The following is an 18,255-nucleotide window of genomic DNA, read 5'->3' as shown; positions in this document are numbered from 1 at the left end:
AGATTTTATACCAAACATATATTGAATTAAAACTATTTTAATTAATACAACAGGATCTATGCTTGGTCTCCCATTATTTAAGCAATACATGTCCTTTACAAGATCATATATGAAATCAAAATTGATAGCTTTTTCTATTTTTCTAACTAAATGATCTTCTGGAACCAATTGGTCAACAGAGATAAATTCAACTTGTTCTCTACGAATTTTATCTTTGTTGATTGTTAGCATACTTATCCTCCTTTATTACTTCGTATATTATTATATTTCGACATAAAAAAAGAGAATCCTTTTTTTGTGATGGATTCTCTTTTTAAAATTATACTTTGTCAACAATCTGAACTTTCCATCCATTGAGGATGGAAAGTTTTTTTATCCTAATCCTCCTCTTATGCTTCCTAATTTGGCTATAAGCTCCTTTAAGATGTTATATTCCTGGCAATTGTTATCTAATATTTGAGGTTCTTTTCCTAAAAGGTGAAGAAGAATTGGGTGTGCGGTTTTTAAAAGGGTATGGTAAAAGCTATTTTCAATGTTAGATTCTATATCGAAATTTATATTAAGGATGCTATTTGTAAGTTTAATGTCCATTTCATATTCTTTTCTTATTTCTTCAGGTATAAATTTTTTAGAAATACTAGGATTTGTATATTTTAAAGCAAATGTCATATCGTTTTTTATTTGAGGATAGAATTCTATTAGTTTTTCAATTGCATATTCTCCATATTTATTTTTTATTTCTTTTAGTGCTCTTCCTGTTCCTAAAAGTTCTGGAGGCATTCCTATGGTATATAAAGATGCAGTAAAGGAGATAGCTCTTGGTATATTTGTATCTAAAGATGTATCTATTTTTAAGAGTTCTTTTTTAAGTTCTTGATTTGTAGTTAAAGTTATAAGTTTGTTTATATCAATAAATTCCCTATAGTATGATATTCCTTTTTTGGATGTTGATAACCTATCTCTGTTTTTTGGAATAAGAAGGGATATATTTGAAGCAGTTTCTGCAATTTTAACAAAGGATTGAAGGTAGTATTTTGAAAATGTAGCTATAAATTCTTTAATTAAAAATATATCTTCTTTTGAAAAACTTCTTGTAGTGTATTTATCAATATTATTTTCAATGTATTTTATAATATTTTTTGTTTTTTCAAATCCATGGTCATATCTTAGTGCAGATTGAATTGTTATTGTTTTTACTCCTGAATATGTTTTAAGAAAGTTTTCTATATTTTCATATGTCAATTGCCCCCTAAAAGGCAAAGTTCCACAACCCATTATAGGATAAACTTCTATAGAGTTTTTTTCACTAAAAATTTTTGATTTATATATTGATAAAACAACAGCTAATACGCTTGATACCATTCCATAGGATAGAGCTGAATCGGATCTTCCTATCATAAATCTTATATATTTAGGTTTATAGTTAAGTTCTGATATATACTCTTCTAATAGTTTGTCTATATTGACAAGGGATACTACATCTTCAAATAAAGGAATTATATTGATTGAGTTTTCATCAAATTTTATATTAAAATTTTTATTTCCAAGCTCAATTACTGATTTTATTCGAGATAACGTTTCAAGGAGAGTTTTAGAGGATTCACACATGGGAACTATTACTTCTTTTATTGCTTGAATTTGTGTCTTTTCAAACATAGATATGTTTGTCTCAACTGCAGCCATAATACACATAATTTGTCTGAATATAGTTTCTTTATCTGCATTTGAAAGTCTTGGTGTTATAAAAACATCTTTTCCCGGAATTAATCCCTTTTGAAAAAGTTCAGTAGCCACTTGAAGGGGTTGATGGTAGGGAGTTAATTTCCCCTCAAAGTCGATCATAATTTCTTCAATTCCAAGTCCACCTAATTCTTGAGGTAAAAGCAATAAAACGGCTTCCTGCGGTTCTTGTTGGATTGATATATATTCTTTTGCATTGTCGGGGTGCTGTGTTGCCATTGTTTTTGGAATTTTCATAAAATCCCTCCAAAGTTTTATATTATATTTTATTCGAGTATGAAATATTAGGATACATAAAATTCAATTTTATATATAAAATACTAGCAAATTAATATATTTGTGGTAGAAATTGAATTTTTTTAAAACTATTATTTCAAAATAACGTCAAGCAAAAATTTGATTTAATATAAAAAGAAACAGATAGATATATCAAATTTAGCAGGTCTTGTTTTAAAAAATAAATAAATTTTAATTTGACAAGACTATATATAGTGGTTAAAATTCATAGAGTGCACAAAATGTTGTGGGATGAAGGGGAGATTTTAATGTTTACAAAGGTTAGGAAAAGAGACGGAAGAGTTGTAAATTTTACAAAGGAAAAGATAACAAGGGCCATATTTTTAGCAGCTCAAAATGTTGGAGGGACTGACTATTTAAAGGCCGAGGAGCTTACAGAAAAAGTTATTTCTTATATGATGAGTAATTTGCCTGAGGATGAGATTCCATCTGTTGAGTTTATTCAAGATTGTGTTGAAAAAGTTTTAATTGAAAACGGACATGCAAAAACAGCTAAGGCATATATACTTTATAGAGATAAAAGAACTAGATATAGAGAAGCAAAAAGTGAACTTATGGATATTGTAAAAGAAATTTTAAAGGAAACAAGCAGAGAAAATGCAAATATAGGGAATTCTCCATCAGCAAAAATGCTTCAAATAGCTTCAGCAGCAAGCAAGCAGTATTATCTTCACAATGTAATTCCAGAGGAAATGGCAAAAGCTCACATAAATGCAGACATACATATCCATGACCTGGATTTTTATGGAAAGACATTAAATTGTCTTCAAATAGATCTTACAAAACTCTTGTTAAATGGATTTAATACAGGATATGGATATATTCGTCCACCTAAGAGAATATCTTCTGCAACAGCTCAGGCTGCTATAATTCTTCAAAGCAATCAAAATGACATGTATGGAGGACAAAGTTTCCCACATTTTGATAAGTCCATGGCAGAGGTTATAAGAACTTTTAAGGAAAAGCCTTCCTATGAAGAAGTATATCAAGCAATGGAAGCCCTTGTATATAATTTAAACAGTATGCATTCAAGGGCAGGGGCACAAGTTCCATTTAGCAGTATAAATCTTGGAACTGATACATCGGAAGAAGGAAGAATGGTTATAAGGGCTATGTTAGAGGCTTTTGATAGAGGGCTTGGAAGAGGTGAAAGTCCTATATTCCCTAACCTTGTGTTTAGGCTTAAAAAAGGTGTAAATTTTGAAGAGGGCGATCCAAATTATGATTTGTTTAAACTAGCTATGAAGGTTGCAGCCCATAGGATGAATCCAACCTTTAGCTTTATGGATTCAAGCTTTAATGCAAAGTATGGTGATGAAATTTCTTACATGGGATGTAGAACAAGAACTATTCAAAATAGAAATGGACTTGAAATTTCAGCAGGAAGAGGGAATATAGCACCTGTTACAATAAATCTTCCAAGGTTGGCTTTAAAGGCAGGATTCCAAAATATAGAGGGATTTTTTAAGAATTTAGATGAAATACTTGATTTATGTAAAAGACAACTTTTACACAGATTTGAGGTAGTTGCAAATCTTAAGGTTAAGGATCTTCCTTTCCTTATGGGACAAAAGCTTTATATGGGATCTGAGAATTTAAAAGAGGAAGATACAATAAGGGAAGCGATAAAAAATGGAACATTAGGTATAGGTTTTATAGGACTTGCAGAAACGTTAAAAGCTTTAATTGGAAAGCATCATGGAGAAAGCAAAGAAGCTTTAGAATTAGGTTATAAGATAGTTGAATATATAAGAAATTATACAGATAGAATTTCAGAAGAAACAGGCCTTAATTTTGTTTGCTATGCAACTCCAGCAGAAGGCACAGCAGGACGTTTTGTTCCAATAGATAGAAAGATATTTGGAATAATTGAAGGGGTTACTGATAAGGATTATTATACTAATTCATATCATGTTCCTGTTGATTATCAAATAAGTATATTTGACAAGATTGAAATAGAAGGTAGGTTCCATAAGCTTTGTAATGGTGGACATATAACGTACGTTGAACTTCCATCAACACTTGAGCATAACCTAGAAGCTTTTGAAAAAATATTAAAATGGATGGCAAAATGTGATGTAGGATATGCAGGAATTAACTTCCCTATAGATGAGTGTAGAGTATGTGGATATAGAGGTTTAATACACAACGAATGTCCAGAATGTGGTAGTGAGGATATAAGGAGAATAAGAAGAATAACAGGGTATTTATCTACAATTGATAGATTTAATGATGCCAAGAAAAAAGAACTTTATGATAGAGTAAAACATTCATGGGATTAAGCGGCAAAATGCCGCTTAATTTTATAAAATGAGGTGATAATATGAAAATAAGAATAGCGGGAATAGAAAAGGAAAGTTTTGTTGATGGTCCTGGAATAAGATATGCAATTTTTGCTCAAGGGTGTAGTCACAATTGTAAAGGATGTCATAACCCATCAACTCATGATTTTAATAAAGGAGTTTTAATGGATGTTGAAGATATTTATAATGATATTTTAAAAAGAAGATTTATAGATGGGGTAACCTTTACAGGAGGAGATCCTTTTTTTCAGGCGGAAGCATTTTCTTATCTTGCAAATATGTTAAAAAAGCATAACTATCATATTATTGCTTATTCAGGATTTTATTTTGATGATCTTATAAAAGAAGATAAATATTTAAACTTACTGAAAAACATAGATATTTTAATAGATGGACCTTTTATATTAAAGGAGAGGGATTTAAAATTAAAATTTAGGGGTTCAAGGAATCAAAGGATTATTGATGTTAAAAGAAGTTTAGAATTAAATAAGGTAATAACCGTAGATTTTTAGGGCTGCAGTTGCAGCCCTAAGTTTTTATAATAAATTTTTGCTATAATGAACTTAAGCTTGGCTTAGAATTAGAAGGGAGGTACAAGGATGAACGAAAGAAAACTAAAAATATTTTTTGAAGTAGCTAAATCTCTTAATATGACAGAAGTAGCTAGAAATTTATATATAAGTCAACCAGCAGTTAGTATGGCTATTTCTGAATTAGAGGAAGAGCTTGGGGTTAAGCTTTTTGAGAGAATTGGTAAAAAACTTTATTTAACTTATGAAGGAAAAATTTTTTTAGGGTATGTTAGGCGAATATTAAATATTTATGATGAATGTAGAACTAAAATAGGGCATATTGCTAATTTAAAATATGGGAAATTGAAGATAGGTGCAAGTACGACGATAGGGATTTATCTTCTTCCTGAAATAATTGGAAGTTTTAGTAATATATACAAAGATATTGAAATTTCAATTGCAATTGAAAATACCAAGATTATCGAGAGTATGCTGTTGGAAAACAAAATTGATGTTGCTTTTGTTGAAGGACCTATTTATTCAGAGGAAATAGTGGTTAAGGATTTTTGTGATGATGAGCTTGTGGTTATAGTCTCTTCAAATCATAGGTTAGCTAAATTTAATGAAATAGACAAAAAGGAGCTAGAGAAGGAAAAGTTTATATTAAGAGAAGTTGGAAGTGGAACGAGGGAGGTTTTTGAAAAGGCATTTTATAAAAGCGGTATAGAATACAAAGTTGCCTTTGAGCTTGGAAACACAGAAGCTATAAAAAAAGCAGTCATAGCTAATTTAGGTATTTCTTGTGTGTCTAAAAGGTGTGTTAAGGATGAAGTAAACTTAGGGCTTATTTCTATGCTAAAGGTAAAAGATGTTAATTTAAGTAGGAAATTTTATTTTATACATCATAAGGATAAATATTTTTCAAATCTACTGAATGTGTTTATTGATTATGCATACAACTTTGTTAATATATAACTAATAGATTATAAATGATATAAAATAATATTATTTTACTTATGATTTGTTTGAGTTTAAAATTAAAAAAGGAGGTGTTAAAATTATGGATACAAAAATTATCCCGGGTGTTATAGCAGGTATAATTGTTACTTTTTTAGCATACTTACTTCAAAGCATATGGATAATAAAAAAGCTTAATTTAAGCACATTGATAATAGCAATTATACTTGGAGGATTAATAAAAAATACAGTAGGCGTATCAAGAAAATTTGAAGATGGAATTAAATTTTGTTCTAAAAAGGTACTTAGAATTGCAATAGTTCTTCTTGGCTTTAAACTTAGCTTTTTACAAATTTTAAAAATTGGACCTAAAGCTGTTATTATAATTTTAATTTCAAGCACATCTGCTATTTTGCTTACAAATTACCTCGGTAAGAAATTTAATTTAAAACAAAAATTAACCATATTATTAGCAACAGGTATTTCTATATGTGGAGCTGCAGCTATTGCGGCTACAAATGCTATTATAAAGTCAGATGAAGAAGATGTTGCTTATTCTATAGGAGTTATAACTGTTTTAGGAACTATCTTTATGTTTATTTATCCGGTTATATTTAACATTTTTAAAATGAATTCACAACTATATAGCATTTGGACAGGAGCGTCAATACATGAAGTTGCTCAGGTAGTTGCAGCAGGATTTGCTGTTTCAAATGATGTGGGAATACAGGCAACTATCGTTAAGTTAACGAGGGTTTTATTTATTATACCTGTTACATTAATATTGAGTTTAGCTTCATCAAAAAGAGAAAACAGAAAGTTAAGTTTAAAAAATGTTTCTGTTCCGCATTTTGTGTTGTTTTTTCTTGTGATAGTTATAATAAATTCTATTGTTCAAATTCCTAAGAATATATTAGACTTGTTAGTTAAGATAGATGGGTATTTGATGACATTAGCTATGGCTGGACTTGGTTTAGATTTAAATATAGCATCAATGAAAAAGGTAGGACTTAAGCCATTATATTTAGGCATTATATCAAGTTTATTTATTTCGTTAATAAGTTTATTAATGTCGCATATAGTTTAAAAAAATAATAAATATGAGCTTATAAAATTTAAGGGGTGAATTAGATGAGAATAGGTCACGGATATGATGTTCATAGATTAGTAGAGGGAAGAAAACTTATATTAGGTGGCGTGGAAATACCTTATGAAAAGGGACTTTTAGGCCATTCAGATGCGGATGTTTTAGTTCATGCTATTATGGATGCTGTATTAGGCGCAGCAGCCTTAGGAGATATAGGTAGGCATTTTCCAGATAATGATGAAAGATTTAAAGGAGCTGATAGTTTAGAATTATTAAAACATGTATATAAGTTAATAAAAGAAAAGGGTTATAAAGTTTGCAATATAGATGCTACTATAATAGCTCAACGTCCAAAACTTTTAAATTATATACTTAGTATGAGGGAAAATATTGCAAAAGCTTTAGAAATTGATATTGATTGCGTTAATGTTAAAGCCACAACTGAAGAAGGATTAGGATTTACAGGAAAAGAAGAAGGAATAGCCGCCCATGCGGTTACAATATTAAAAAAATAGCCCCTTTTTATGGGGTTATTTTTTTATAACCTTGTAAGGTTATGATAAAGTATTGATTGTCATGGGTTTTAAAAATTATAAATTTGTTTGATCTTAAAAGTTTTATATATTCTTCTAGTGTTAGATTATTTTTGTAAATGTATTCTGAATTGGGGAATCCTACAAATCTAAAATGCCAAGGTTCAAAATTTATTTTTGTTATGTAGGTTTTATTTTTAGGATATCTTAATATAAATCCATATTTCCACGAATTTTTATAAAGCCACTTATACTGAGGAGTATTTTCAAAGGATTTATATTTATGTATATCCTTTGAAGATATATCGACGGCAAGTCCTGTTTGATGTTCACTGCAGCCAGGTTTTTGAATATATTTTGAAGTTATGATTAGATAGTTTTTAGGGTAAAGTTTTTTAAATTTATTTAGATAGGAATTATATAAAATGGATTGATCTTTATAGCTTCTATATCCGCTCTTTATTACAAAATTTTTTATTCCTTGTTTTGATGCATCCTTTAACATATTATCAAGCATTAAAGCACAAGATTTATCAAGTTTGTAGTTGTTATATGTTGTTAAGTTATAAGGTGTAAAGTTTTTAGAAAGAGGGTTCTTTTGATTAACAAGGATTAAAAAATTATTTTTATCTAAATTCAATGGTAAAATCTCGCTTATTGTATTTTTATTAGTAAGTTTAATAAGAAAAAAGTTTGTTGATTTAGAAGGAATATTTGATATGTATAAATTATTATTTTCTATATTGTATAAGGCATTGGTGGATAATATTAAAAAGGATTTTGAATCATTAAATTTTATGCTAACGTAAGTTTTTCCGTTATGTATATTTAAATCTGAAAATATTTTTATATCTAATTTAGTGTTATTTACATATATGTTATGGTATTTATTGGCACAAACATGGAAGGTGGTTATAATTGTAAATATAAAAGTTAATGCGATAAGCCTTATTTTTTTCAATTTCTACCCTCCTTTTAAATTTATTTTACTTTAAAATAGAATTATTTACAACATAATCCATAAAAATGTTAAAATTAAAGTAAGGGTTTTTTAAGGAGGGATAAAATGAGAATTAGTAATTTATTTTTACCAACTTTAAAGGAAGCACCGGAGGCAGAAGCAAAAAGTCATCAATTAATGTTGAGGGCAGCTTTAATAACAAAAATGACACCTGGTTTTTATAACTATTTGCCTTTAGGAGTTAAGGTTTTAAAAAGGATTGAAGAAATTATAAGGGAAGAGGTTGAAAAAGATTTTCAAGAGGTGTTGTTTTCAACGTTTTCTAATGTAGATAATTATGGGTATGTTTTTTTTAACATGCTAAAGGAAAAAGTAAGGTCTTATAAGGATTTACCTTTAAAATTTTATCAAATTAATACAAGATATAAAGATGAACAAAAGCCTAAACATGGTTTACTAAAAAGTAAAGAATTTAGAATTAAGGAAGCGTATAGCTTCCATTCAAGGCTTGAGGAACTTGATGAAACATTTTATAATATGCATAAAGCTTATCAAAGAATATTTGAAAGGTGCAGTTTAAATTATAAGGAAATTAAAGATGATGATTGTATAAGTTTTATAGTAGAATCTGATTTAGGGGATTTTGAAACGGTTTATTGTTCAAATTGTGGTTATCAAGAGAATTTAGAAAGGGTTCCTACTTGTTATTTTGATTTAGAAAAAGAAGAACAGATGAAGGATATAAAAAAAGTCAAAACTCCAGGTATCAAAACAATAGAAGAACTTGTAAATTTTTTTAGGGAAGATTCAAAAAAAATAGCAAAAACTTTAATTTATAAAGCTGATGATAAAGTTATTGCAGTTATGGTAAGAGGGGATAGAGATGTAAGTGAGTTAAAAGTTAAGGATTATTTAAATTGTATAAGTCTTGAGTTAGCCGATGAGGATATTGTAAAAAAAGCTACTGGTGCGGAGGTTGGTTTTGCAGGGCCTATAGGAATAAATGTTGATATGCTTTTAGTAGATTATGAGGTTAAAAACACTAAAAATATGATCGTGGGAGCGAACCAAACAGGATATCATATTATAAACGTCAATTATGGCAGGGATTTTGAGGGAATTTTAGGAGATTTTAGAAAATTTACTCCTTATGATAAGTGCCCTGTATGTGGCTTTGATGTTTCTATAAAAAAAGGAATAGAAGTTGGACGAATTGTTAAACTAAAAGATAAATATTCAAAGAAAATGAGTATAAACTTTGTAGATAATGATGGAAAAGAGAAGTCTATTGTTATTGGGTATTATTACATAAATATAAATAAGCTTTTATTTTCTATTGTTGAACAAAACAACGATGAAAAGGGAATTATCTGGCCTATTTCAGTATCGCCATATAAAGTTATAATAATCCCTGTTAATATAAAGGATTCATTGCAGATGGAAATTTCAGAAGAAATATATAAAAATTTAAAAGATATGGGAGTTGAAGTTTTAATAGATGATAGAAATGAAAGGGCTGGAGTTAAATTTAATGATGCGGATCTTATAGGAATTCCAATGAGAATTATTGTAGGGAAAAAGATTAATGAAGGAGTTTTAGAATTTAAGTTTAGAAATTCAAGTGAAGTTGAAGAAGTTGAAATTGAAAAAATTTATGATAAAATTAAGTTTTAAAATCTGCTAAAAGGCTTTAGCCTTTTAGCAGATTTTAATCTTATTTTAAATTATTTATATCAGATAATACGCTAAATAAAGAGCAGTTTATATATTCTACTTTGTTTTGTAAAAGTTTTAGGCTTTCTGAATATATATCATCTACTTCAATTGATTTTAGGTTATTTTGAAGCCTTTGAAAGTTTCTAAAGGCGGGTATGAACAGTTTATTTAGTAGAAAGTTTTTGCCGGTGTAGGAAAGGCATCCGTTTATATATTCAGCCTTTAGAAATCCTGTTGCTTGAAAAAAATAAATAGAAGCTTCGTGTAGAGTATTAAAACAACTATTATAAATTTCAATTGAATCTTTGATTGGTTTTATTCCCTTTAAATGTTTTATCGAATTTAAAATAGCTTTTTGTATATTCTGCATTTTAAAAAGGATAGAAATTATCTCTGAATTTTTTCTTTCCTCCAAAAAAATCCCCCCATGTTTTTTCTTAGTATATAATATGTTTTTTATGTTTTATAAATGTATAGGAAGGTGGATTATATATCTTAATTGTTTTTTAGTGAAAAAGGAATATATAAAAAAATTTCATAATATTTTTTATTAAGGGATTGAAGGAAATATGCAGGGGGGATAATATGGCAATTAAAAGAAAACCAGAACCATTTAAAATTAAAATGGTTGAACCTTTAAGAATGACGACAAGAGAATATAGAGAGAAAGCATTAAAAGAAGCGGGGTATAATCCTTTTCTTTTAAAGTCAGAAGATGTTTATATTGACCTTTTAACCGATAGTGGAACTGGGGCAATGAGTGATAATCAGTGGGCAGGACTTATGTTAGGAGATGAAGCTTATGCAGGAAGTAAGAATTATTATAATCTCGTTAAAGCAGTAGAAGATATTATTGGTTATCCGTATGTAATTCCAACTCATCAAGGTAGAGGTGCAGAACAAGTTTTATTTCCCTCGTTAATTAAGAAAAAAGGTCAATATGTTCTTGGAAATATGCATTTTGACACAACAAAGGCTCATATTGAACTTTGTGGTGGAAGAGCTGTTAATCTTGTGACTGAAAAGGCTTTCAATACTGAAGAATATTATGATTGGAAGGGAAACTTTGATTTAGATAAGCTAGAAGACTTTATAAAGAAACATGGTAGAGATGAAATTGCATTTATATTAATTACAGTAACTTGCAATAGTTCAGGTGGTCAACCTGTATCAATGGCTAATATAAAAGGTGTGAAGGAAATTGCGGATAAATATGGAATAAGAGTATTTATGGATGCTGCAAGATTTGCAGAAAATGCTTATTTTATAAAAAAGAGAGAAAAAGGTTATGAAGATAAAAGTATTGTTGAGATAGTTCGTGAGATGTTTTCTTATGCAGAAGGATTTACTATGAGTGCTAAAAAAGATGCTATAGTAAATATTGGTGGAATTTTGGGTATAAAAGAGGATGTGGAATTGTTTAACGAATGCAGAGCAAGAGTTGTTCCAATGGAAGGATTTATTACATATGGTGGTTTAGCAGGAAGAGATATGGAGGCTCTAGCAAGAGGACTTAGAGAAGGTGTGGATTTTGAATATCTTGACTATAGAATTTCACAAGTAGCATATCTTGGAGAAAGATTGAGAGAAGCAGGAATTCCTATACAATATCCAACAGGAGGGCATGCTGTATTTGTAGATGCTAAAAAACTTCTTCCACATATTCCATATTATCAATTTCCTGCACAGGTGTTATGTAATGAATTGTATTTAGAATCAGGTATTAGGGCAGTTGAAATTGGTTCATTTTTATTAGGACGCGATCCTGATACAGGAGAGCAACTTGAATCTCCATTAGAATTTGTAAGATTAACGATTCCAAGAAGAGTATATACAAATGATCATATGGATGTAGTAGCAGATGCGTTTATCTCAATAAAAGATAAAGCGCCATATTTAAAAGGGCTTGAAATTGTATATGAGCCCAAAGTGTTAAGGCATTTTACAGCAAGATTAAAGCCCATTGAATAGGCTATAATGGCTGTGAGGATTTTCACAGCCATTTTTATAAATTTAATTTAGGAGGATGAAATATGGAATCTAAAAGAGATTCTTGGAGTTCAAGATTTGGATTTATCATGTCTACCATAGGAGCGGCGGTTGGTCTTGGGAATCTTTGGAGATTTCCTTATACAGCTTATTCAAATGGAGGAGGAGCATTTTTACTACCATATTTTGTTGCACTTTTAACTGCTGGCGTTCCGCTTATGATTATGGAATTTGGTTTTGGACATAAGATGAGGGGGGCTAATACCCTTGCTTTTGCAAAACTTAATAGAAAGCTAGAGTGGCTTGGTTGGTGGCCGGTTATGATTCCTTTAGTAGTATGTTCATTCTACTCAGTTGTTATAGCATGGTGTTTTAATTATTTAATATTTGCTTTTAAAGGAGCATGGGGAAAAGATCCCAATGAATTTTTTAGTTCAAAGTTTCTTGCTATAAGCAGTGGACCTTTTGATTTTGATGGACTAAGATGGAAGATTGTTTTAGCAGTTGCATTAGTTTGGTTTTTAAATTATTTTATTACTAAAAAAGGAATTTCAAATGGAATTGAAAAAGCTTGTCGTTTTATGACTCCAGCCCTTGCAATTCTTATGATAATTATAACTATAAGAGGAATTACTTTACCGGGAGCAGCTTATGGTCTTAATTGGTTTTTAAAACCTGATTTTTCAAAGATAATGAATGGTAAGATATGGATATCGGCTTATGCTCAAGTCTTTTTTTCAACAACTCTTGCTGTTGGAGTTATGACAGCTTATGCAAGCTATTTGCCTAAAGAATCTGACATAGTTAATAATTCTTGTATAACTGTATTTGCAAATGCAAGTTTTGACTTTTTAGCAGGTCTTTGTGTTTTTAGCACGTTAGGATATGCATGCTATGCATCTAATCTTCCAATGGATAAGGTTATAAAAGCAGGTCCAGGAATAGCCTTTGTTGCTTTCCCTAATGCTATAAATCTTATGCCAGGAGGAGCATTGGTAAGAGCTATTATAGGTATTTTGTTCTTCTTATGCTTAATAATTGCAGGTATTTCATCTAGTATATCTATGGTTGAATCCTTTGCATCGGCATATCTTGATAAGTATGTGAATACATCTAGGGATAAACTTGTCAGGAATGTTTGTTTAGGAGGTTTTTTAGGAAGTTTGTTGTTTTCAACAGGAGCAGGGGTTTATATACTTGATATCGTTGACCATTTTATAGGAAATTATGGAATTGCGTTAATAGGTTTTATAGAAGTTGTTGTTTTAGCATATGTCTATAAAGCAGAAAAGATGAGGGATGAGGTTAATAAATATTCTGATATAAAGGTAGGAAATTGGTGGGTATATCTTGTAAAATATATTACTCCAGTATTATTTGGATATATGACGGTAGATAACATATTATCAGAGTTTAAAACGCCCTATGGAGGATATTCATATCTTGCTTTAATAGTATTTGGATGGGCCATAGCAGTTGGAATTTTTGTTATAGGAAAAATTTTAAGCAAAAAACCTTGGCCTGATGAAAGAGTTTTAAAGATAGAGGATTAGAGGTGATATTATGGATAAAAGCGCTATAGCTATGCTTATATTTGGTTGTACTATTTTATTTGGAGGTTTAACATTTTTTACTTTAAAGGCTGTAAAAGTAGAAAAGAAAAAATAACTGTCTTGACGCTATTTTCTTAAATGTTAAAATAGTAAGTAAGATATCATCCCCTACCTTTATGGGTAGGGGATAAATTTATATTAAAGGATTTAACAGAATTGTTAAGGAGGTAAAAATGAAAACAAAAGGTATTATATATGGGGTTTTGTCAGCCATTTTTTTTGGATCGTCAGGTATATTTGTAAAAAGTGGATACCAACCTAATTTTTCTCCTGTCGACCTTTTAATGCTTCAATATGTTATAGCAGGATTTTTACTTTTTGTTTATTTAGTTATAAGATATAAGGAAAAAATTATTTTATCTAAAGATATATTAAAAAAGCTTTTTATACAAGGGGCTATTTTTAATACTTTGATGACGGTATGTTTTTATTCTTCTTTTAAATATTTAGATGTTGCAGTTACTACTATACTTTTATACACTTATCCTTCTTTAGTAGCACTTTTTAGCGCCTTCGTCTTAAAAGAAAAACTTTCAAAAACAAAGATTATGGCAATTTTTGGAACATTAATAGGATGTATTCTTGTTTTAAATTTATCCGACGTAAACTTAAATGATAATTATTTATTAGGGGTTATTTTGGGGTTATTATCGGCAATATTTTATGCAGGATTAAATATATATGCTAAGTATATTGTTGATGATGTTGAAGAGATATTTATAACTTTTTATTCCACATTATTTTCGTTAATTGTTCTGTTTATTTTCAATTATAAATTTTTGCTTAAGGTTGCGAATGTAAGCTATAATTCTTTTTTAAATGCAACTTTTCTTGCTGTATTTTGTGAAATAATTCCTCTTACTTTGCTTTTTTCTGCTATTAAGTATGTAGGGCCTGTTACTACTTCTATTATAAGCACCCTTGAGATTCCTTCTGCGGCTATTTTATCTTTTGTTTTTATGAAAGAAAGCTTAGGTATATCTCAAATATTTGGAATTATTATGGTTATATTTTCAGTTGTTCTTTTAAAAAAAGAGGAAAGTTAATTTTAAAGGACATTTTTGGACATTGACACAAAAACAAAATTAGAGTAAAATTTAAATTTTGTGAACAAAAGATACTTGAGTTTTTAGGAGGTTAATATGGATAGATTTATAAGAGAAGATATAAGAAACATTGCTATAATTGCCCATGTAGATCATGGAAAAACCACATTGGTTGATGCTATGTTAAAACAAAGTGGAGTTTTTAGAGCAAATGAAAAGGTTGAAGAAAGAGTAATGGATTCTAATGAACTTGAAAGAGAAAGAGGAATTACAATTCTTTCAAAGAATACAGCTGTATTTTATAAAGGGACAAAAATAAATATTGTTGATACTCCAGGTCATGCAGATTTTGGTGGGGAAGTTGAAAGAGTATTAAAAATGGTAGATGGAGTTTTATTGTTAGTAGATGCCTTTGAGGGACCTATGCCTCAGACAAGATTTGTTTTAAAAAAGGCATTGGAGCTTAAATTAAAACCCATTGTTGTAATAAATAAAATAGATAGGCCTGATGCAAGGCCTCAAGAAGTTATTGATGATGTTTTTGAGTTGTTTTTAGAGCTTGGAGCAGATGATGAACAGCTTGATTTTCCTATAGTTTATTGTTCAGCTAAAAATGGTATTGCAAAGTATGAATTAAAGGATGAATCTAATAATCTTGAACCTTTATTTGATACGATATTAAATCATGTTCCAGCTCCACAAGGTTATTTAGAAGCTCCTCTTCAAATGCTTGTAACAACAATAGATTCAAATGAGTATGTAGGAAGGATTGCAATAGGAAAAATTGAAAGGGGAACAATAAGAAAAAATCAGCAGGTTGCTATATGCGGAAAAGATGGAAGCATAAGAAGTGGCAAAGTAGTTACTTTATATACATTTAATGGTCTAAAAAGAGAAGAAGTTGAAAAAGCTGAGCTTGGAGATATAGTTGCTGTGGCAGGAATTTCAGGAATAAATATAGGTGAGACTATAGCTGATTTTCAAAATCCTGAACCTCTTCCCTTTGTTGAAATAGATGAACCTACTATTTCTATGACATTTAGCGTAAACGATAGTCCTTTTGCGGGAAAAGAAGGAGAATATGTAACTACAAGACATTTAAGGGATAGGCTTTTTAGAGAGTTAGAGACAAATGTAAGTTTACGGGTAAGTGAAACGGATTCATCAGATGCTTTTGAGGTAGCAGGAAGAGGAGAACTTCATCTTTCTATTTTAATTGAAACCATGAGAAGAGAAGGGTATGAGTTTCAGGTATCAAGGCCAAAGGTTATTTATAAAGAAATAGATGGGGTTTTATGTGAACCTATTGAACTTTTAACAATAGATGTTCCTGAAGAATATGTTGGAATTGTTATAGAAAAGCTTGGAGCAAGAAAGGCTGAAATGGTAAACATGTCTCCTGCTATAAATGGATATGCAAGGTTAGAATTTAAAATTCCAGCAAGGGGACTTATAGGTTACAGGAATGAATTTTTAACTGACACAAAAGGAAATGGCATTATGAATCATATCTTTTATGGTTATGAACCTGTTAAAGGAGAGATACCAGAAAGAAGCAGAGGAGCTTTAGTTGCTTTTGAAACAGGTGAGGCTACAACTTATGGACTTTATAATGCACAGGAGAGAGGAACGCTTTTTATAGGCCCTGGCACACAAGTATATCAAGGTATGATTGTTGGTGTTTGCTCAAGGTCAGAGGATATAGATGTTAATGTTTGCAAGAAAAAACATCTAACCAATATGAGGGCTGCAGGTTCTGATGAAGCCTTAAGGCTAACTCCTCCTGTTGAGATGACCCTTGAAAAGTGTCTTGAGTTTATTGCAAGTGATGAACTTGTAGAGGTTACGCCAAAGAGCATAAGAATGAGAAAGAAGATATTAAATCCTGAGATGAGAAAAAAGGAAGCAAAGAAAAAATAATGGCTGTTCGCGTTTTTCGAACAGCCATATATTTATGTTGAAAAAACTTTAAATTATAATTAAAATTAAAAAAGAAGCGTATTATTTTGGAGGTGTTTTAATGGAGAGAGTAAGATTTGCCCCAAGTCCAACAGGGCATTTGCATATCGGTGGAGCTAGAACAGCGCTTTTTAATTTTCTTTATGCAAGACATACAGGAGGAAAATTTATATTAAGGATAGAAGATACAGATCTTAATCGTTCTACTTTAGAATCAGAAAAGGTTATAATTGAAGGATTAAGATGGTTAGGTATAAACTGGGATGAAGGAATAGAAGTTGGTGGAGAATATGGCCCTTATAGATCAACTGAAAGGATAGATTTATATAGACCTTATGTTCAAAAACTATTAGATGAAGGGAAAGCGTATCTTTGCTACTGTACTGAAGAAGAGCTTGAAAGAGAAAGGGAGGAAGCTTTAAAAAGAGGCGAAATGCCAAGATATTCAGGAAAGTGTAGAAATTTAACTTTAGAAGAGAGACAAAGGTATGAAAAGGAAGGTAGAAAGCCAGTTGTAAGATTTAGAGTTCCTGATGATGAAGTTATAGTTGTAGATGATATAGTAAGGGGTAGAGTAGAGTTTCATTCAAAGGATATAGGAGATTTTATAATTGTAAAATCCGATGGAATCCCTGTTTATAATTTTGCTGTTACAATTGATGACCATCTTATGAAAATTACAACAGTAATAAGAGGAGAAGAACATCTTTCAAATACACCAAGACAAATTTTAATATACAAGGCTTTAGGATTTGAAATACCAAAGTTTGCACATGTTTCATTAATTTTGGGAAAAGATAGGACAAAGATGAGTAAGCGCCATGGTTCTACTTGGGTTGAACAATATAGAGATGCTGGATATTTACCAGAGGCTATAATAAACTATCTTGCGCTTTTAGGATGGTCTCCTGAAGGAGAAGAGGAAATATTTACCCTTGATGAATTAATTCAAAAGTTTGATTTAAACAGGGTTGTAAAAAATCCTGCAGTTTTTGATTTAGATAAACTTAACCACATTAATGGAATATACATAAGAAAAAGTCCGATTGAAAGAATAGTTGATCTTGCTATTCCTCACCTTGTAAATGCAGGATTTATAACTGAAGAATTTGCAAAGGAAAATAGAGAATGGATAACAAAGGTTGTTGAAACTGTAAGGGATGGTCTTCCATTTGTTGGTGATATAGTTAACCATGTTCATATATTCTTTAATGATGAAATTAAAGTTGAAAATGATGAAGCGTTAGAGGTTTTAAAACAAGAGCATGTTTTAAATCTTTTAAATGAATTTGAAAATATGGTAAGGGAAGTTGAAGTTGCTGATGCTAATTTTGCACAAAATGTATTTAAGGAATTAAAAAATAGAACGGGTGCAAAAGGAAAAGCTTTATTTATGCCTATAAGGGTTGCCCTTACTGGACAGATGCATGGTCCAGAACTTGTTAATATAATTGAAATACTTGGAAAAGACAGGATGTTAAAAAGATTGGATTTTGTAAAGAAAAATTTAATATAATAATTTATGAAGGAAGGCTAGAAGTT

Annotated in this window: 16 protein-coding genes; 12 read left to right on the top strand and 4 right to left on the bottom strand. The window is 30.2% G+C overall.

The annotated features are described in order from the left end of the window. Together C4R78_RS07115 and ppcA are read right to left on the bottom strand one after the other, a co-directional pair. The coding region (locus tag C4R78_RS07115) for a transposase (protein WP_173689746.1) at positions 1-231 on the bottom strand (231 nt) is incomplete at its 3' end. A 141-nt stretch (positions 232-372) separates the two neighbouring features. Then, entirely contained in the window at positions 373-1,977 is a 1,605-nt protein-coding gene (ppcA, locus tag C4R78_RS07110) for a phosphoenolpyruvate carboxylase (protein ID WP_103896385.1), read from the bottom strand. 308 nt (positions 1,978-2,285) lie between these two features. Between ppcA and nrdD the strand changes: the two genes are divergently transcribed. The 5 genes from nrdD (at position 2,286) to ispF (ending at position 7,411) form a co-directional block, all read left to right on the top strand. Continuing rightward, positions 2,286-4,319, top strand: a complete 2,034-nt coding sequence (nrdD, locus tag C4R78_RS07105) for an anaerobic ribonucleoside-triphosphate reductase (protein WP_103896384.1) — start codon at positions 2,286-2,288, stop codon at positions 4,317-4,319. A gap of 41 nt (positions 4,320-4,360) precedes the next feature. Beyond that, positions 4,361-4,852, top strand: a complete 492-nt coding sequence (gene nrdG, locus C4R78_RS07100) for an anaerobic ribonucleoside-triphosphate reductase activating protein (protein WP_103896383.1) — start codon at positions 4,361-4,363, stop codon at positions 4,850-4,852. A gap of 87 nt (positions 4,853-4,939) precedes the next feature. Further along, the gene (locus tag C4R78_RS07095; RefSeq protein ID WP_103896382.1) at positions 4,940-5,827 is read left to right on the top strand and encodes a LysR family transcriptional regulator; all 888 of its coding nucleotides are present in this window, start codon (positions 4,940-4,942) and stop codon (positions 5,825-5,827) included. A gap of 85 nt (positions 5,828-5,912) precedes the next feature. Continuing rightward, on the top strand, positions 5,913-6,896 hold the full coding sequence (locus C4R78_RS07090) for a YeiH family protein (protein WP_103896381.1): 984 nt from the start codon (positions 5,913-5,915) through the stop codon (positions 6,894-6,896). 44 nt (positions 6,897-6,940) lie between these two features. After that, positions 6,941-7,411 carry a 2-C-methyl-D-erythritol 2,4-cyclodiphosphate synthase gene (gene ispF, locus C4R78_RS07085; protein WP_103896380.1) on the top strand — a complete coding sequence of 157 codons (471 nt, stop codon included), beginning with the start codon at positions 6,941-6,943 and terminating at the stop codon, positions 7,409-7,411. 7 nt (positions 7,412-7,418) lie between these two features. On the opposite strand, the gene C4R78_RS07080 is transcribed toward ispF, so the two are convergent. Continuing rightward, complete coding sequence (locus C4R78_RS07080) at positions 7,419-8,390, bottom strand: M15 family metallopeptidase (RefSeq protein WP_103896379.1); 972 nt, start codon at positions 8,388-8,390, stop codon at positions 7,419-7,421. Between the two features lie 105 nt (positions 8,391-8,495). Between C4R78_RS07080 and proS the strand changes: the two genes are divergently transcribed. Further along, positions 8,496-10,064: a proline--tRNA ligase gene (gene proS, locus C4R78_RS07075; RefSeq protein ID WP_103896378.1), complete on the top strand. Its 1,569-nt coding sequence runs from the start codon at positions 8,496-8,498 to the stop codon at positions 10,062-10,064. Between the two features lie 40 nt (positions 10,065-10,104). Here proS and C4R78_RS07070 read toward each other — a convergent pair whose 3' ends face one another. Continuing rightward, positions 10,105-10,521 carry a hypothetical protein gene (locus C4R78_RS07070; RefSeq protein ID WP_103896377.1) on the bottom strand — a complete coding sequence of 139 codons (417 nt, stop codon included), beginning with the start codon at positions 10,519-10,521 and terminating at the stop codon, positions 10,105-10,107. 176 nt (positions 10,522-10,697) lie between these two features. Here C4R78_RS07070 and C4R78_RS07065 point away from each other — a divergent pair, with 176 nt between their 5' ends. The 6 genes from C4R78_RS07065 to gltX all read left to right on the top strand — a co-directional run bounded on the left by C4R78_RS07065 (position 10,698) and on the right by gltX (position 18,229). Then, the gene (locus tag C4R78_RS07065; RefSeq protein ID WP_103896389.1) at positions 10,698-12,077 is read left to right on the top strand and encodes a tryptophanase; all 1,380 of its coding nucleotides are present in this window, start codon (positions 10,698-10,700) and stop codon (positions 12,075-12,077) included. A 62-nt stretch (positions 12,078-12,139) separates the two neighbouring features. After that, complete coding sequence (locus C4R78_RS07060) at positions 12,140-13,648, top strand: sodium-dependent transporter (RefSeq protein WP_103896376.1); 1,509 nt, start codon at positions 12,140-12,142, stop codon at positions 13,646-13,648. 10 nt (positions 13,649-13,658) lie between these two features. Beyond that, a complete protein-coding gene (locus tag C4R78_RS07055) occupies positions 13,659-13,763 on the top strand; it encodes a MetS family NSS transporter small subunit (RefSeq protein WP_103896375.1) in 105 nt (34 codons plus the stop codon). A 118-nt stretch (positions 13,764-13,881) separates the two neighbouring features. Further along, the gene (locus tag C4R78_RS07050; RefSeq protein ID WP_103896374.1) at positions 13,882-14,754 is read left to right on the top strand and encodes a DMT family transporter; all 873 of its coding nucleotides are present in this window, start codon (positions 13,882-13,884) and stop codon (positions 14,752-14,754) included. Between the two features lie 96 nt (positions 14,755-14,850). Next, the gene (gene typA, locus C4R78_RS07045; protein ID WP_103896373.1) at positions 14,851-16,674 is read left to right on the top strand and encodes a translational GTPase TypA; all 1,824 of its coding nucleotides are present in this window, start codon (positions 14,851-14,853) and stop codon (positions 16,672-16,674) included. Positions 16,675-16,774: 100 nt separating this feature from the next. Beyond that, positions 16,775-18,229 (top strand): glutamate--tRNA ligase, encoded by a 1,455-nt coding sequence (gene gltX, locus C4R78_RS07040; protein ID WP_103896372.1) that lies wholly within the window; start codon positions 16,775-16,777, stop codon positions 18,227-18,229. Positions 18,230-18,255: the final 26 nt, after the last annotated feature.

It is taken from the genome of Caloramator fervidus (assembly GCF_900108045.1).
Taxonomy (GTDB): Bacteria; Bacillota; Clostridia; order Clostridiales; family Caloramatoraceae; genus Caloramator; species Caloramator fervidus.
The sequence above is the reverse complement of the archived record's forward strand: the minus strand, read 5'-3'. Positions and strand labels throughout refer to the sequence as shown.

Excerpts from the sequence above, each read along its gene's own strand:
- C4R78_RS07050 (WP_103896374.1), top strand. The coding sequence starts at position 13,882 with ATGAAAACAAAAGGTATTATATATGGGGTTTTGTCAGCCATTTTTTTT.
- ispF (WP_103896380.1), top strand. The coding sequence starts at position 6,941 with ATGAGAATAGGTCACGGATATGATGTTCATAGATTAGTAGAGGGAAGA.
- typA (WP_103896373.1), top strand. The coding sequence starts at position 14,851 with ATGGATAGATTTATAAGAGAAGATATAAGAAACATTGCTATAATTGCC.
- C4R78_RS07095 (WP_103896382.1), top strand. The coding sequence starts at position 4,940 with ATGAACGAAAGAAAACTAAAAATATTTTTTGAAGTAGCTAAATCTCTT.
- ppcA (WP_103896385.1), bottom strand. The coding sequence starts at position 1,977 with ATGAAAATTCCAAAAACAATGGCAACACAGCACCCCGACAATGCAAAA.
- nrdG (WP_103896383.1), top strand. The coding sequence starts at position 4,361 with ATGAAAATAAGAATAGCGGGAATAGAAAAGGAAAGTTTTGTTGATGGT.
- C4R78_RS07060 (WP_103896376.1), top strand. The coding sequence starts at position 12,140 with ATGGAATCTAAAAGAGATTCTTGGAGTTCAAGATTTGGATTTATCATG.
- C4R78_RS07055 (WP_103896375.1), top strand. The coding sequence starts at position 13,659 with ATGGATAAAAGCGCTATAGCTATGCTTATATTTGGTTGTACTATTTTA.
- nrdD (WP_103896384.1), top strand. The coding sequence starts at position 2,286 with ATGTTTACAAAGGTTAGGAAAAGAGACGGAAGAGTTGTAAATTTTACA.
- proS (WP_103896378.1), top strand. The coding sequence starts at position 8,496 with ATGAGAATTAGTAATTTATTTTTACCAACTTTAAAGGAAGCACCGGAG.
- C4R78_RS07090 (WP_103896381.1), top strand. The coding sequence starts at position 5,913 with ATGGATACAAAAATTATCCCGGGTGTTATAGCAGGTATAATTGTTACT.
- gltX (WP_103896372.1), top strand. The coding sequence starts at position 16,775 with ATGGAGAGAGTAAGATTTGCCCCAAGTCCAACAGGGCATTTGCATATC.